13 protein-coding genes are annotated in these 15,133 nt (G+C 73.6%); 4 read left to right on the plus strand and 9 right to left on the minus strand.

Annotation, left to right across the window (positions count from 1 at the left end; translation table 11 throughout):
• Nucleotides 1-4 precede the first annotated feature (4 nt).
• Nucleotides 5-910 carry a TauD/TfdA dioxygenase family protein gene (locus tag PKE99_RS19710; protein WP_037047216.1) on the plus strand — a complete coding sequence of 302 codons (906 nt, stop codon included), beginning with the start codon at nt 5-7 and terminating at the stop codon, nt 908-910.
• A 64-nt stretch (nt 911-974) separates the two neighbouring features.
• Nucleotides 975-1,913, plus strand: coding sequence for an NADP-dependent oxidoreductase (locus PKE99_RS19715; protein WP_037047215.1), 939 nt, complete (start codon nt 975-977; stop codon nt 1,911-1,913).
• On the opposite strand, the gene PKE99_RS19720 is transcribed toward PKE99_RS19715, so the two are convergent.
• The 3 genes from PKE99_RS19720 to PKE99_RS19730 all read right to left on the minus strand — a co-directional run bounded on the left by PKE99_RS19720 (nt 1,910) and on the right by PKE99_RS19730 (nt 4,774).
• A complete protein-coding gene (locus PKE99_RS19720) occupies nt 1,910-3,625 on the minus strand; it encodes a flavin-containing monooxygenase (RefSeq protein WP_081924219.1) in 1,716 nt (571 codons plus the stop codon). The genes PKE99_RS19715 and PKE99_RS19720 overlap by 4 nt on opposite strands.
• Before the next feature lie 125 nt (nt 3,626-3,750).
• Nucleotides 3,751-4,218: a group II truncated hemoglobin gene (locus PKE99_RS19725; protein WP_037047213.1), complete on the minus strand. Its 468-nt coding sequence runs from the start codon at nt 4,216-4,218 to the stop codon at nt 3,751-3,753.
• Between the two features lie 64 nt (nt 4,219-4,282).
• A complete protein-coding gene (locus tag PKE99_RS19730) occupies nt 4,283-4,774 on the minus strand; it encodes a nuclear transport factor 2 family protein (protein ID WP_037047212.1) in 492 nt (163 codons plus the stop codon).
• 112 nt (nt 4,775-4,886) lie between these two features.
• Here PKE99_RS19730 and PKE99_RS19735 point away from each other — a divergent pair, with 112 nt between their 5' ends.
• Together PKE99_RS19735 and PKE99_RS19740 are read left to right on the plus strand one after the other, a co-directional pair.
• Entirely contained in the window at nt 4,887-6,104 is a 1,218-nt protein-coding gene (locus tag PKE99_RS19735) for a CoA transferase (protein WP_037047211.1), read from the plus strand.
• A gap of 101 nt (nt 6,105-6,205) precedes the next feature.
• The gene (locus tag PKE99_RS19740; protein ID WP_037047210.1) at nt 6,206-7,252 is read left to right on the plus strand and encodes an alcohol dehydrogenase catalytic domain-containing protein; all 1,047 of its coding nucleotides are present in this window, start codon (nt 6,206-6,208) and stop codon (nt 7,250-7,252) included.
• Between the two features lie 39 nt (nt 7,253-7,291).
• Here PKE99_RS19740 and PKE99_RS19745 read toward each other — a convergent pair whose 3' ends face one another.
• From PKE99_RS19745 to PKE99_RS19770, 6 genes are all read right to left on the minus strand, one after another.
• A complete protein-coding gene (locus tag PKE99_RS19745) occupies nt 7,292-8,686 on the minus strand; it encodes an amidase (protein ID WP_037047209.1) in 1,395 nt (464 codons plus the stop codon).
• Nucleotides 8,683-10,155 (minus strand): sodium:solute symporter family protein, encoded by a 1,473-nt coding sequence (locus tag PKE99_RS19750; RefSeq protein WP_231498252.1) that lies wholly within the window; start codon nt 10,153-10,155, stop codon nt 8,683-8,685. The genes PKE99_RS19745 and PKE99_RS19750 overlap by 4 nt, the downstream gene beginning before the upstream one ends.
• Nucleotides 10,152-10,373 (minus strand): DUF3311 domain-containing protein, encoded by a 222-nt coding sequence (locus PKE99_RS19755; RefSeq protein WP_037047206.1) that lies wholly within the window; start codon nt 10,371-10,373, stop codon nt 10,152-10,154. Before PKE99_RS19755 ends, PKE99_RS19750 begins: the two co-directional genes overlap by 4 nt.
• Nucleotides 10,374-10,460: 87 nt before the next feature.
• Nucleotides 10,461-11,828 carry an L-serine ammonia-lyase gene (locus tag PKE99_RS19760; RefSeq protein WP_037047205.1) on the minus strand — a complete coding sequence of 456 codons (1,368 nt, stop codon included), beginning with the start codon at nt 11,826-11,828 and terminating at the stop codon, nt 10,461-10,463.
• A gap of 19 nt (nt 11,829-11,847) precedes the next feature.
• A complete protein-coding gene (locus PKE99_RS19765; protein ID WP_231498251.1) occupies nt 11,848-12,399 on the minus strand; it encodes a sarcosine oxidase subunit gamma in 552 nt (183 codons plus the stop codon).
• Nucleotides 12,389-15,133: 2Fe-2S iron-sulfur cluster-binding protein (locus tag PKE99_RS19770; protein WP_037047203.1), on the minus strand; the 2,745-nt coding region annotated here is incomplete at its 5' end. The genes PKE99_RS19770 and PKE99_RS19765, both read right to left, overlap by 11 nt.

The raw sequence follows: 15,133 nt of genomic DNA on the forward strand, positions 1-15,133 counted from the left end.
ACTCATGTCGCCTGCGTCCCTGTCCGCCCTGCCCACCCCGGCCGCCGCGGTCCTGAACCTCGAGCCGCTCGGCCCGCGCTTCGGCGCGATCGTGCACGACGTCGACCTCGCCACCGCCTCCGACGAGCAGGTCGCCGCGATCCGGGCCGAGCTCACCGCCCGCAAGGTGCTGTTCTTCCGCGGCCAGCACGACCTCGACCCGAGCGGCCAGGTCCGGCTCGGCAACCGGATCGGCGAGCTCACGGCGTCGCACCCGGTCGTCCCGGGCATCGACGAGAACCACACCGAGATCTACGCGCTCGACTCCGCCGACGACGGGTACGCCGACGTCTGGCACACCGACGTCACCTTCATGAAGCGCCCGCCGCTGGGCTCGATCCTGCGTGCGGTCACCCTGCCCCCGGCCGGCGGCGACACGAACTGGGCGGACCTGGAGCTGGCGTTCGAGTCGCTGGCCCCGCCAGTGCAGCGGCTCGCCGAGCAGCTCGACGCCGTGCACGACGGCACCAAGGACTTCGGCTACTACCTCGCCCAGCGCCGGCAGGGCCGGGGCAGCGAGTGGGACGGCGAGACGGTCACCAGCCTCGACCCGGTGGTCCACCCCGTCGTGCGGGTGCACCCGGAGACCGGGCGGAGGTCGCTGTTCGTGAACCCCGGCTTCACGGTGCGGATCGACGGCGTGTCCGACGCCGAGAGCCGATCCCTGCTCGACCTGTTCTTCGCGCACCTCACCAAGCCCGAGCACGTCGTGCGGCACCGCTGGGCCGAGGGCGACGTCGCTATGTGGGACAACCGGGCCACCGCCCACTACGCCAACCGGGACTACGGCGACGCCCGCCGCGTCATGCACCGCGTGACCCTGCGCGGCGACGCGCCGGTGGGCGTCGAGGTGCTGCGGAACGCCGGCTGAGACCCCGGCACCCGTTCGGGGTCCCGGGCGCGCCGCCGCGACGCGCGGATGGGAGTCTCGGGGCATGCGCGCGATCGGGGTGAACCAGTACGGCGGGCCTGAGGCCCTCGAGGTCGTCGAGCTGCCGGAGCCGCACGCCGGGCCGGGGCAGATCCGGATCCGGGTGCACGCGGCGGCGGTCAACCCCACCGACACCTACGTCCGGGACGGGTCGCGGGCCGAGCGGCAGCGCAAGGACCCGCCGCCGTACGTGCCGGGGATGGACGCCGCCGGCGTCGTCGACGAGATCGGTGAGGGCGCGGAGGGCGGGCTCGCCCTCGGCGACGCCGTCATGGCGGTCGTGGTGCCGGACGGCGCGCACGGCGCCTACGCGGAGTACGTCGTGGTGCCGGTCGGCTCGGTCGTGCGCGCGCCCGCCGGGGCCGACCACGCCCACGCGGCCACGCTGCCGATGAACGGGATGACCGCGCGCCGGACCCTGGACCTGCTCGACCCCGAGCCCGGGGCCACCCTCGCCGTCACCGGTGCGGCCGGGGCCTACGGCGGGTACGTGGTGCAGCTGGCGAAGGCGGCCGGGCTGCGGGTGGTCGCCGACGCCGCCGACGCCGACGTCGAGCTGCTCCGCAAGCTCGGCGCCGACGTCGTCGTCCCGCGCGGCGACGCCGTGGCCGAGCGGATCCGCGAGGCGGTCCCCGGGGGCGTCGACGCGCTGGCCGACGGGTCGGTGCAGGGCGACCTGCTGCTGCCCGCGGTCCGGGACGGCGGCCGGATCGCCACCGTCCGCGGGTACCGCGGGCCGGAGGAGCGGGGCATCACCTGGCATCCGGTGTGGGTGCGGGACATCGCCGAGGACCGCGAGCGGCTCGACGCGCTGCGCGTGCTCGCCGAGTCCGGCGCCGTCACGCTGCGGGTCGCCGCGACCTACCCGGCCGAGCGCGCCCCCGAGGCCCACGCCCGCCTGCAGGAGGGCGGGACCCGGGGGCGGCTCGTGCTGGAGTTCTAGGACGCCGCAGCGGCCGCCTCCTCGGCCAGCTCGGTGTACCGGGCCCGCGCGATCCCGCTGAACCTGCCGTTCGTGGCCGCTCCGCTCTTGCCGCGGGCGAACCCGTCGTAGTCACGCGCGGCGACCTCGTCGCACAGCAGCCGGTACACCCCCACCCCGCCCGCGTACGGGTACAGCCGGCGCGGCTTGCCCGGGATGTTCGCGCCCACCCACCAGGAGTTCGCCCGCGGCAGCAACGTCGTCGCGGTGACCTCGTCGTGGTGGGAGACCCAGTCGTCCTCCGCCTCGGGCAGGGCCTCGATGGTGTCGTACCCCTGCTCCTCCAGCCGGCGGAGGCAGTCGGTGATCCAGTCCACGTGCTGCTCGATGGACACCGGCATGTTGCTGAGCACCGACGGGCTCTGCGGACCGGTGATCATGAACAGGTTCGGGAACCCGTGGGTGGCGATGCCGAGGTAGGTGTGGGGTCCGTCGGCCCACTTCTCCTCGAGCCCGAGCCCGTCCCGCCCGCGGATGCCGAGCTTGAACAGCGTTCCGGTCATCGCGTCGAACCCCGTGGCGTACACGATGACGTCGACCTCGTACTCGGCCTCGGCGGTCCGCACCCCGGCGGGTGTGATCTCCTGGATCGGCGCCTCCCGGACGTTCACCAACGTGACGTTCTCGCGGTTGAACGTCTCGTAGTACCCGTTCTCCAGCGGCGGTCGCTTGGTGAAGAACGGGTGGTCGCGGGGCGAGAGCAGTTCCGCGACCTCCGGGTCCTGCACGCGCTCGCGGATCCGGGCCCGCAGGAACTCCGCGGCGGTCTCGTTCGCCTGTTCGTCGAGCAGCAGGTCGTTGAAGGTCGTGCCGAGCCGGAACCCGCCGCGTTCCCAGGCCTCCGCGAAGATCCGCTGCCGCTCCTCGTCCGAGACCGACAGCGCGGTGCGCTGCGCGACGTCGTAGGGGAAGCCGAACGCCGTCTCGCGCGTCGCCTTCCAGATGTCGCGGTACTCCGCCTTGATCTTCCGGCCGTCCTCGGCGTCCATCGGCCGGTTGCCGCCCGCGATGTCGTAGTTCGCGGTCCGCTGCAGCACATACACGTTTGCCGCCTGCTCGGCGATCTCCGGGACGGCCTGCACCGCGGTCGCCCCCGTGCCGATCACCGCGACCCGCTTGCCGGTGAAGTCGACGCCCTCGTGCGGCCACACGCCGGTGTGGTAGGACTCGCCGCGGAAGCTGTCCCGGCCCGGGAACTCGGGCAGGTTCGTCGTCGACAGGCAGCCGACCGCGGTGATCAGGAAGGTCGCCGTCACCTGGGTGCCGTCGTCGGTGCGGACCGTCCACCGCCCGGTGGCGTCGTCGTACTCCGCGCCGACGACCCGGGTGCCGAACCGGATGTCCTTCCGCAGGTCGTACCGGTCGGCGACGTGGCGCAGGTAGCTCAGGATCTCCGGCTGGGCCGCGAAGCGCTCGCTCCAGGTCCACTCCTGCAGCAGATCCTCCGAGAGCCGGTCGGAGAAGCTGTAGAAGTAGCTCTCCGAGTCGCACCGGGCGCCCGGGTACCGGTTCCAGTACCAGGTTCCGCCGACGTCGTCGCCGGCCTCGAACACCCGGGCGGAGAGGCCGAGGGTGTCGCGGAGCCGGTGCAGCATGTAGAGCCCCGAGAATCCGGCGCCGACGACGACGGCGTCGAACTCCTCCGGGACCTGGTCCGTGTGCGCGTGGGACATGGTTCTCCTCGTCCGGTTGGTCTCCGTTGACCCGACACGGCGCCGCCGACGTGACGACGGCGTCACATGACCGGACTAACGATCGTAAGGTCGGGCACAAGGGCCCGTGACCGCCGAACGGTTGCTCAGTCGGATCCTCCGGGGAGGTCCTCCTCGTCGCCCCGCCACGTCCAGCGGGGCACCTCGCGGAGCGGGTGCAGCTCGTCGTCCGTGGTGGCGTGGGAGTTCTGCTGGGCCACCCGGGTGCCGAACTCGAGGTGCTCCCGCACGGCCCGGCGGAAGTCGGGATCGGTCGGCATGTCCGCCGCGTCGAGCGCTGCGAGGTACAGCTCGACGAAGCGTTCGCGCTGCCGGTCGGTGATCCGCAGGCCGCGGTGGACGTCGATCAGGTGCGCGAAGCCGAGCTCCCGGGAGAAGCGGTCCGGACCGCCGAAGGACTCGGCGGTGAACGCGGTCAGGTGGTCGACGTGCGACGCCCGGCCGGCTCCGAAGAGCGGCTGGAGCACCGGGTCGGCGAGCACGCTGTCGTAGAAGATCTGCTCGAGCCGGTGCAGGGCGGCTTCACCGCCGGCGAACTCGTAGAGCGAGGGCATGACACCTCCCGAAGGACGCGCAGGTGTGAGTGTTGCAGTGTAATCACGACACTGCAGCGACGCCTCACGCCCGGTCGAGTGCCGCCTCCGCGGGCGGGAAGCCGACCTTCCCCTTGTCCCAGCCCCCGGCGAGCGGGGTCCAGTAGAAGAACGTGACCACCCGCTCCGCGAACCGCCAGGACCCGTCGGCGCCGCGGGTGATCCGGTCCCGGTAGCGGCCGGCGGCGATCTGCGCCTCGCCGTCGACCACGCACGGCTGCCAGAGCCAGGTCTCGCCGGTGGCCGTGTCGCCGTCGATCTCCACGGTCTCGTTGGCGCTGTAGTGCCACCACGCCGTCAGCGGGCCCTCCTGCAGCGCGCCGAAGAAGGACTCGAGCTCGGCGGTGCCGCGCGCGGTGGCGAGGCCGGTGAACACGCCGTCGGGGGTGAAGAGGGCGGCCAGCTCGGGCCAGCGGCCGTCGTCGAGGTACTGGCAGTAGCGGGCGCGCAGCTGGGCGATCTCGTGCGCGTCCTCCAGGCGGCGCAGGCGGGCTTCGAGGGCGTCGGGGACCGGCACGGCTGACCTCCACGATGAGGGTACGAACGATCGTTCGTACGATAGGCGGGTCCTGCGCCCGGAGTCCACGGGAGGCAGGATCTCGAGCGAGCGCGAGTCGGGGAGGAACGAGATGAACCGTCCGCTGGAGGGCCTGCAGGTCGTGGAGTGCGCGAGCTTCGTGGCCGGCCCGACGGGTGGCATGACGCTGGCGCAGCTGGGCGCGAGCGTGATCCGGATCGACCCGATCGGCGGCAACACCGACCACCGGCGCTGGCCGGTCGTGGGCAACGGGACCGGCCCGGCCGACGCGGAGTCGTACTACTGGGCCTCGCTGAACAAGGGCAAGCGCTCGGTCACCGTGGACATGCGCTCCGACGAGGGCCGCGAGCTGGTGACCGCGCTGATCACCGCGCCGGGCACGGACCGCGGGGTGCTGGTGGACAACGTCGTCGGGCGCCGCTGGATGGCCAACGACGTGCTGGTCGCGCGCCGTCCAGACCTGATCCACCTGCGTGTGCAGGGCTACCCGGACGGCCGCCCGGCGGTGGACTACACGGTCAACGCCGAGGTCGGGATCCCGCAGATCACCGGCTCGGAGGAGGGCGGCGCGCCGGTCAACCACGTGCTCCCGGCGTGGGACCTCGTGACCGGGCTGAGCGTCTCGACGGGCGTGCTCGCGGCGCTGTACGACCGCTCGCGCACCGGCCGCGGCACGTACGTGGAGCTGGCGCTGGCGGACGTCGCACTGGCCGGCGTGGCGAACCTCGGCTGGCTGTCGGAGGCCGCGGAACGGGGCCGGGAGCGGCCGCGGCACGGCAACCACGTCTACGGCTCCTTCGGCGTCGACTTCGCCTGCTCGGACGGGGCGCGGGTGATGGTGGTGGCGCTGACCGAGGGGCAGTGGGCGGCGCTGCGGAAGGTGACCGGCACCGGGGAGGTGTTCGCGGCGCTGGAGCAGGCCCTCGACGCCGACCTGACCAAGGAGTCGGAGCGCTACCGGCTGCGCGAGACCATCGCCGCGGTGCTGCGGCCCTGGTTCGCCGCGCGCGACCTCAAGACCGTGTCCGACGAGCTCGACGCTGCCCGCGTGTTGTGGGGCCGCTACCGCGGGATGACCGAGGTGGTGGGCGCGCACCGGCAGGGGCGGCACCCGGTGCTGGCCGACCTGACCCTGCCGGACGGCACGGCGTCGATCACGGCGCGCTCGCCGCTGCGGTGGGGCGGGGAGCACGGCCCGGCGGGGGAGGCCCCGGAGCTGGGCCGCGACACCGACGAGGTGCTGGCCGAGGTCCTGGGCCTGGGCGCGGCGGAGATCGGCGGCCTGCACGACCGGGGCGTGGTCGGCTGACGCCGGGCGGCCGAGCCGGGCCGGTCGCAGACTGAGACACCTGCATGTGACCGGCGCCACTAACGTCCTCCTGCGGCGGTACCGACCGAGGGAGGGCACGGATGAAGGCGCTCGTCTACCACGGACCGGGGTCCAAGGCGTGGGAGGAGGTCCCCGACGCGGCGGTCCAGGAACCGACGGACGTCGTGGTCAGAGTGGACACCACCACGATCTGCGGAACGGACCTGCACATCCTCAAGGGCGACGTCCCGGCGGTGACCGACGGCCGCATCCTCGGCCACGAGGCCGTCGGCACGGTCACCGAGGTGGGCTCGGCCGTGACCGGGTTCCGGGAGGGCGACCGGGTGCTGGTCCCGGCGATCACCCGTTGCGGCCGGTGCGAGTACTGCCAGCGCGGCATGCCGTCGCACTGCCAGACCGTCGGCGGCATCGGGTGGATCTTCGGGCACCTGGTCGACGGCACGCAGGCCGAGTCGGTCCGCGTGCCCTACGCCGACACGTCGATCTACGCCGTGCCGAACGACGTCACGGACGAGCAGGCGATCTTCCTCGCCGACTCGCTGCCGACGGGGTACGAGGTCGGCGTGCTGGCCGGTCAGGTCCGGCCCGGGGACACGGTCGCGGTGGTGGGCGCCGGTGCGGTGGGGCTCGCCGCCATCCTGACCACCGGTCTCTGGGGCGCGTCCCGGGTCATCGCCGTGGACACCAACAAGTTCCGGCTGGGCAAGGCCGTCGAGTTCGGGGCGACGGACACCGTCGAGGCCGGCCCGGACGTCGTCGACGCGGTCAAGGCGCTGACGGACGGCCTGGGCGTCGACGTCTCGATCGAGGCGGTCGGCTATCCGGAGACGCTGCGGACCGCGGCCGCGCTGGTGCGCCCCGGCGGTCACATCGCCAACATCGGCGTGCACGGCGTGCCGGTCGAGCTGCCCCTCGAGCAGCTGTGGATCCACAACGTCACGCTGACCATGGGCCTGGTCGACACCGTCTCCATCCCGACGCTGCTCAAGATGGTCGCGAGCGGCAAGATCCCCGCCGAGAAGATGGGCACGCACACCTTCGGCCTCGACGAGATCGACCGCGCCTACGAGGTGTTCGCCGACGCCGCCGCCAACGAGGCGCTCAAGGTGGTGATCAAGCGGAGCTGACCTGTGAGTGGCGATAGTCGCCATGGCGACTATCGCCACTCACAGGGTGGGCCAGGGGCGCTGGGGCGGGCGGAGCTCCTCGTACGCCATCGCGAGGGCGAGGACGCCCGCGTCGTCGAACCGCCGGCCCACGATCTGCAACCCGATCGGCAGCCCGCCCGCGGTGTAGCCGCAGTTCACCGAGAGCGCGGGCTGGCCGGACATGTTGAACGGCAGGCTCGTCGCGATGTGCTCGAAGGGCCGGGCCGGGTCGTCGAAGGCCGAGGCGTACTCGACCGGGAAGGGTGGGATCGGCGCGGTCGGGAGCAGCAGGAAGTCCAGGTCGGCAAGGGCGCGGTGGGCGGCGACGGCCATCGCGTCCATCTGGCTGTAGCCGTGGAAGACCTCGGCGCCGGTCAGGTCCGCCCCGGGAGCCGCCCACTCGAGGATCGCCGGCAGGACCTTCGCGCGGCGCTCCTCGGGCAGGGCGCCGAGGTCCGACCAGGCGCGGGCCCGCCAGAAGCGGTCCATGCCGTCGAGCATGTCGCGGGTCAGGAAGGGCGCCACCGGTTCGACGACCGCGCCGGCGGCCTCGAGCGTGCGCGCCGCCTCCTCGACGGCGTCGCGCACCGCGTGCTCGGTGGCCAGCCCGACGCCGACGTCGGGGAGCAGGCCGATCCGCAGCCCCCGCACCGCGCCCGGCGCCGCCGGCCAGGCGATGTCGGCGGCGGGCAGGGCGGTGTGGTCCTGCGCGTCCGGCGCGGCGACGACCGACATGAGCAGGGCGACGTCGCCGACCGTCCGGCACATCGGTCCGACCACCCGGCCCGCGTACGGCGGCACCACCGGCACCCGCCCGAACGTCGGCTTGAGCCCCGCGATCCCGTTCCAGCCCGCGGGCTGGCGCACCGAGCCGCCGATGTCCGTGCCCAGGTGGAGCGGTCCGTAGCCGGCCGCGGCGGCCGCGGCGGCACCGGAGCTCGACCCGCCGGGCGTCCGGGTCAGGTCCCACGGGTTGCGGGTCACCGGGTGGAAGCTCGACTGCGACGACCCGAGCATCCCCAGGTCCGGCATGGTCGTCTTACCGAGGATCACCGCCCCGGCTTCGCGGACCCGGGCCGCCGCCGGGGCGTCCCGCTCGGCCGGCACCAGCTCGGTCGCGGCCGTGCCGACCGGGGTGGGCACCCCGCGCGTCGCGATGTTGTCCTTCACCGTGATCGGCACGCCGTCGAGCGGGCGCGGCTCACCGGCCCGCCAACGCCCGACCGACTCCGCGGCGGCGGCCCGCGCCCCGTCTGGATCAAGGGCGTAGGTGGCGTGCAGCCGGGGTTCGTCGGCCTCGATCCGGGCCAGGACGTCGTCGACGACGTCGGCGGGGGAGAAGGTGCCGGCGCGGTAGCCCGCGAGCAGCTCGCGGGCGGTCAGGTCGGCGAGCCGGGTGGTGCTGCGGGTCAACGGTGGTCCTCCTCGGTGCCGGAGCGGGCGGGGACGGGCTCGGGTGCGGCCAGCCGGCCGTCGGGCGCCGAGCCGGGGCGGGCGAGCGACACCGCCGCCGCGACCAGGAGGTTGAGCACCAGCCCGATCGCGCCCGCGTTGACCCCGCCCCAGGGGTCGTTGCCCGTCGCCATCAACACCACCACGACGAGCAGCCCGGCCACCAGCCCCGCGACGCCCCCGGAAAGGGACATCCGGCGCCAGACGAGCGCGATCACCACGAGCGGCAGGAGCTGCGCGAGCCCCTCGTAGGAGATCACGGAGAGCCGGACCAGGGCGTTGGGGAACACGTAGGTCATCCCGAGCGCGAGCCCGCCGGCCACGAGCGTGACGACCTGGGCCAGCTGCCGCTGCCGGCCGCGGGTGCGCTCGTGCAGGCCCAGCACGGAGCGGCTCCACATCGTGCCGATGGCCAGCATGAACACCGCCATCGGCACGATCGCCGACAGCGCGCCCGCCGCGCCCACGAGCCCGAACAGCCACTCCGGCAGGGCGGTGCCGAGCATCTCGAACAGCGCGAGGTTCGAGTCCTTCAGCCCCGGCACCACGAGCGTCGCGGCCAGCCCGAGGATCACCGGCACGAACAGCAGCACCTGGTAGAGCGGCAGGAGCAGCGCGTTGCGGCGCAGGGTCTGCGGGCTCGCGGCGCCGAGGAAGCCCGCGACGGTCGTGGGTATGACGCTGTAGACCGCGCCGTTGAGCAGCGCGGTGGAGAGGAACCAGGCGAGCCCGTAGGTCGACGAGCCCGGGCCGGGCATGGTCAGCCACGCGGCCCGCTCGGCGCCGATCTGCGCGAACATCGCGCCGTAGCCGCCGAAGAAGTGCAGCGGCACGAACACGAAGACCACCGCGAGCGTCACGACGACCGTGACGTCCTTCAGCACCGACACCCAGGCGCTCCCGCGCAGGCCGCTGGCCAGCACGAACACCTCGGACACCGCGAACGCCACGAGGTAGGACAGGCCCAGCCCGACCGCCCCGTAGCTCACGCTCGCCACCACCGTGCCCATGCCGGTGATCTGCAGCTGCACGTACGGGAGCAGGAACACGGTCGCGGCGACGGTGAGCACCACACCGAGCCACGGCGCGCCGAAGCGGTGCGCCGCGATGTCGGTGATGTTGTGCAGCCCGTGCCGGTGCGCATAGCTCCACAGCAGCGGGCCGACGACGTAGCTCGCCGCCATCCCGATGCTCAGGTAGGCCACGACGTAGAGCGCGGAGACGCCGTGGGTGTACGACCAGCCGGCGGCGCCGAGGTAGCTGAAGGTCGTGTAGGTCTCGCCGGCCATCAGCACGAGCGTCATCAGCAGCCCGAGGCTGCGCCCGCCCACCGACCACGCGGCCAGGTCGACCTTGTCCTGTCCCCGGGCGGCCCGGATCCCGAGTACGCACGCCGCGACCAGGAAGAGGGCGACGATCGCGATGCTCACCGGCGGTGCGCCTTCCACACGGGGTCGCCGCGGGCCGCGAGCCACACGCAGACCGGCGAGAGCAGCGTGGCGAGCAGCAGCCAGAAGACCAGGAACGGCATCCCGAGCACCCACGGCTCGACCCGGTTCGCGGGCACGACCGCCACGCAGAACAGGACCGGCGGTCCGAGGAGCCACCACAGCGAGCGGCGCGACGGGCGCGGCTCCGGATCACGCATGGCAGCACGGTCCGTCGTGGACCGGCGCACCGCAACCGCTGGCCGTGAGTGCCGATGGTCGCGATGGCGACCATCGCCACTCCCGGCTCAGCACTCGACGACGGTGAGGGCCAGCCCGCCCCGGCTCGTCTCCTTGTACTTGGTCTTCATGTCCGCACCGGTGATCCGCATCGTCCGGATCGCCTTGTCCAGGCTGACGTGGTGCTGCCCGTCGCCGCGCACGGCCATCCGGGCCGCGGTGATCGCCTTCATCGACGCCACGGCGTTGCGCTCGATGCACGGGATCTGCACGAGCCCGCCGATCGGGTCGCAGGTCAGGCCGAGGTTGTGCTCGATGCCGATCTCCGCGGCGTTCTCCACCTGCTCCGGGGTGCCGCCCATGACCTCGGCCAGGCCCGCGGCGGCCATCGAGCAGGCCGAGCCGACCTCGCCCTGGCAGCCGACCTCGGCACCGGAGAGGGAGGCGTTCTCCTTGAACAGCGAGCCCACGGCGGCGGCCGTGAGCAGGAACCGGACCACGCCGTCGTCGGAGGAGGCCTTGCAGAACCGGCGGTAGTAGTGCAGGACGGCGGGCACGATCCCGGCCGCGCCGTTGGTCGGGGCGGTGACGATCCGCCCGCCGGCCGCGTTCTCCTCGTTCACCGCGAGGGCGAAGAGGGTGACCCACTCGCCGGACTCCACGGTGGGCTCGGCCTCCAGCGCCTCCCGCAGGGCGGCCGCGCGGCGCCGGACCTTCAGCCCGCCCGGGAGCACGCCGCCCGTCGTCGAGCCCCGCTCCACGCACTCCTGCATGACCGCCCAGAGCGCGAGCAGCCCGCGCCGGACCTCGGCCTCGGGGTCGACGTCGGGGCGCAGGCGCCGCATCCGCGCGCACTCGTTGGCCAGCACGATCCCGCTGACCGGCAGCCCCGTCTCGCGGCAGCGGGCGAGCAGCTCGGCGCCGGCCGCGAAGGGGTACGGAACCTCGGGCTCGGGCGGCAGGAGCGCCTGCTGCGCCTCGTCGAGCACGAAGCCCCCGCCGACGGAGAAGTACTCCGCGGTGAGCAGCGCCGTGCCGGTCCCGCCGTGCGCGGTGAACCGCATACCGTTGGGGTGGAAGGGCAACGTCCGCCGCCGGTGCAGCACCACGTCCTCGACCCGGAAGCCGATCTCGTGCCGGCCGAGCAGCCGTAGCCGTCCGGTCCCCCAGACGTCGTCGACGGTGGGGCTGCCCGGGTCGACGGTCTCGGGCGCCTCCCCGGCCAGCCCGCGCACCACCGCCCCGACGCTGCCGTGGCCCTTCCCGGTGGCGCCGAGCGAGCCGAACAGCTCCGCCTTCACGTGCGCGACGCGGGGGAGCAGGCCCTCGCGGTCGAGCCGCCCGGCGAACCGCAGCGCCGCCCGCATCGGGCCGACGGTGTGCGAGCTCGAGGGGCCGATGCCGACGCTGAACAGGTCGAACGCGGAGACCGTCACGGTTCTCGTCACCGCCCCCTCATCGGAATTCGCTCGCGGCGTCGAGCAGCCACTCCGCGAGATAGGTCGCGAAGGAGGACCGCACGAGGAGGCGGTAGTCGGACGGCCCGAGGCCGAGCAGCACGACCCCGGCCTGGCCCAGCAGCGTGACGGCCGCCGATCCGGTGCCGAAGGCGCGCGGGTGCTGGTCGACCGCGCAGCCCGTCTCCAGGACGTCCCGGGCGTGGGCGCCGCGGAGCCGGACCGTGGTGCGCTGCGCAGAGACGTCCACCCCGGTCGCCCCGGCCGTCCGGACCGCCGCCTCCAGCTCGGCCGGCGCGAGGAAGGGGCTGGTCAGCAGCCACTCGTCCGGCCCGAGCCAGATCGCGGTGACGCGCTCGCCGCCGCTCCACGCGTTCGGCCCGGGCAGCGGGGCGCCGACCAGCTCCTCCAGCGCGGCGGGGTCCGCGGTGCGGACGTCGACCATCGCGTGGAACGGCTCGGCCAGCAGCGCCACCGAGTCCGGCAGCTCGGCGAACCGGCCGGCCCAGCCGTCGAGCGCCCCCACCGGGCGCAGTACATCAGTGGACACTCGGCTCACCATCCCGACGGGACCCCTCGGGGTCGAACAGCACGGAACCGGTCACCTCGACGGGCACCAGCGCCCCGTCGACCGGCACGGTCAGGCGCTCGCCGATCCGCGCGTGCCCGCCCTTGACCAGGGCGAGCGCGAAGGTCCGGCCGAGCGCGGCACTGCGGTAGCTCGACGTGACGTGGCCGAGCATGGGCACCGGGGGCGGCGGTAGCACGTCGGCCGGCTCGACGATCTGCGAGCCCTCCGGCAGCTTCAGGTCGGGATCGACCGGCAGCAGGCCCACGAGCTGCTTGCGCAGCGGGTCGGCGTTGGCCGGGCGGGCGAAGGACCGCTTGCCCACGAAGTCCGGCTTCTTCTTCGACACGACCCAGTCCATGCCGAGGTCCTGCGGGGTGACGGTGCCGTCCGTGTCCTGCCCGATGATCGGGTAGCCCTTCTCGGCGCGCAGGACGTGCATGGTCTCGGTGCCGTAGGGGGTGATCCCGTACGGTGCGCCGAGGTCCAGCAGGCGCCGCCAGACGGCCGCCGCGTGCCAGCCGTCGACGCTCACCTCCCAGGCCAGCTCTCCGGAGAAGCTGATGCGCGCCAACCGGATCGGCACGCCGTCGACCTCGGTGTCGAGCCAGCTCATGAACGGGAAGGCCTCGTTCGCGACGTCGACGTGCGGGGCCAGGGCACCGACCACGTCCCGAGACCGCGGCCCGACGACCGGGAAGGTCGCCCACTGCTCGGTCACCGAGGTCAGGGAGACCCGCAGCTCGGGCCACTCGGTCTGCAGCCACTCCTCGAGGTGGTCGAGGATCGGTGCCGCGCCGCCCGTGGTGGTCATGACGAGGAACCGGTCGTCCGCGATGCGGAGCACGGTGCCGTCGTCGATCACCATGCCGTCGAGCCCGCACATCACGCCGTAGCGGACCCGGCCGGGCTTCAGGCTCGACATCATGTTCGTGTAGATCCGGTCCAGAAAGACGCCGGCGTCGGGCCCCTGGACGTCGATCTTGCCGAGGGTGGAGCCGTCGAGGATGCCGACGCCGGTGCGGGCCGCCGCGCACTCGCGCAGCACCGCGGCCTCCATGTCCTCGCCCGGCTGCGGGTAGTACCGCGGCCGCTTCCACTGGCCGACGTCCTCGAACACCGCGCCGGCCTCCACGTGCCAGCCGTGCAGCGCGGTCGTGCGCTCGGGGTCGAACAGCCGGCCGCGGTCGCGCCCGGCCAGCGCCGCGAAGGCGACCGGGGTGTACGGCGGGCGGAAGGTGGTGGTGCCCAGGGACTCCACCGGCACGCCCAGCAACTCGGCGGTGATCCCGGAGGCGATCACGCCGGAGGTCTTGCCCTGGTCGTGCGCGGTGCCGATCGTCGTGTAGCGCTTGACGTGCTCGACCGAGCGGATACCCGCGCCGACGGCCCGCGCGATGTCGGCGACCGTCGAGTCGCGCTGGAGGTCGACGAACTGCCTCGTCCGGTCGCCCTCGGTGCGCCACAGGACCATCCCGGTGCGCGGCGGCGTTGAGGCGGAGCCTGCGGGGCCGACCGTCGGCGCCGCCGGGGTCTCGCCCTTGCCCTCGGCCAGGCAGCCGGCGAGGTCGAACGTCCCGTTCGCCGCGCCGACGACGGTGACGCCGTCGAGGGGCTCGCCCGGCCGGAACGCGCCCAGCTCGGCGTCGTACCGCAGCGCGCCGCGGACGTGCGAGAACAGGTGGACGGTGGGGTTCCAGCCGCCGGAGAGCAGGAGGGTGTCGCAGGGGAGTTCCTCGCCCGTGTCGAGCAGTGCGGCGCACACCTGCCCGGAGGCGTCACCCCTCGTCCCCACCAGCTGTGAGTGGCGATAGTCGCCATGGCGACTATCCGCACTCACAGGGCGAGGGTCGACGACCGTCACGCGCGCGCCGGCGGCCTCGAGGTCGGCGGCGGCGCCGTACGCGGCGTCGTCGGTCGTGAAGACCACGATCTTCCGGCCGACCAGCACGCCGTACCGGTGCAGGAGGTCGCGGGCCGAGGCGGCCAGCATGATCCCGGGACGGTCGTTGTCCTCGATCACGATCGGCCGCTCGTGCGCCCCGGTCGCGACGACGACCCGGGCGGCCCGGATGCGCCAGACCCGCTGGCGCGAGACGTTGCGCGGAGGCTCGGCCAGGTGGTCGGTGCGGCGCTCCAGGGCGAGGACGAAGCCGTCGTCGTACTGGCCGAACGCCGTGGTGCGCGACAGGATCCGGACGTCCGGGTCCGCCCGCAGCTCGGCCATCGTGTCGGCGACGAACTCGTAGGCACTCCGCCCGCAGATCCGCTCGGTACCGAGCAGCGACCCACCGGCGGCGGGCCGGTCGTCGACGAGGACCACGCGGTCGCCCCGGCGTGCGGCGGTCCGGGCGGCGAGCAGGCCGGCGGGGCCCGCGCCGATCACCAGCGTCTCGCAGTGCGCGTACCGGCGGTCGTAGCGGGCGGTGTCGGGGACCTCCGCGAGCCGGCCGCGGCCGCCGAGGCCCCGGGCGACCAGGCCGTCGACCAGTTCGATGGTGGTGGCCAGCAGCATGGGCTCGGGGAAGGGCTCCTCGATCTGGACGAGCCCGGTGGGGTCCTCGCTCCAGGCGGCGGTGATGCCGCGCGGGCGGCCCAGCTTCACGCTGGTCGCGACGTGGCGGACCCCGTTCGCCAGCAGCGCCGACGCCAGGGTGTCGCCGGGGTGGCCGGTGTACTGCTCGCCGTCGAAGGTGAAGGTCAGGGTGCGGGTGCG

The sequence above is a fragment of the Pseudonocardia halophobica genome, assembly GCF_027922425.1.
GTDB lineage: Bacteria > Actinomycetota > Actinomycetes > Mycobacteriales > Pseudonocardiaceae > Pseudonocardia > Pseudonocardia halophobica.